This window comes from Neoluteolibacter marinus (assembly GCF_014904755.1).
GTDB lineage: Bacteria > Verrucomicrobiota > Verrucomicrobiia > Verrucomicrobiales > Akkermansiaceae > Haloferula > Haloferula marina.
In genome coordinates, this window is the sequence record NZ_JACZFQ010000315.1 from 1 (window position 1) to 549 (window position 549).

General features: G+C 66.3%; 1 protein-coding gene. It reads left to right on the forward strand.

The annotated features are described in order from the left end of the window. Positions 1-267: transposase (locus IG178_RS25045; protein WP_193215278.1), on the forward strand; the 267-nt coding region annotated here is incomplete at its 5' end. Between the last annotated feature and the right edge of the window lie 282 nt (positions 268-549).

Sequence of the window (549 nt, forward strand, 5' to 3'; positions counted from 1 at the left end):
ATCCGGCGCAGGCTGTACGACTTCTACGACGCCGCCGCCCGCGCCGACATGGAGGAAACCAGCCGCCTGGCGACCACGATCGACACCTGGTGGCCAGCGGTGCTCGTCGCGCTCACCGAGGACGTGACCAACGCCCGCACCGAGGGCTTCAACCGGATCATCAAGCAAACCAAGCGTGTCGGATGCGGCTTCACCAACATGGACAACTACCGAAGGCGCATCATGGTCCACATCGCCCTCACCCGAGGGCAGAGACCAGCAGCATGAAATCAGCACACGCCCCGCTCAAATGCGGAGAGCCCCATTATCGGGCCTCCGCGCAAACGCGCGATCCGCCAGTGACCCGGCAGATCGGCACCGACCTTCTCCGCCTTCTTCAAGTGCTGGCCTGGGATAGCCTCAGCGCATTCGGCCTCCTGTGTCTGCGCCGGACCAACCGCACGACGAAAGCGACCCCGCCTTGTCCCGCACCACCCTCTTCCACGGCGCCACGGTCTTCACCGGAGAGGCCGCCTCCCCCACCGCCCGCTCGTTCGCGGTGCAGGACGG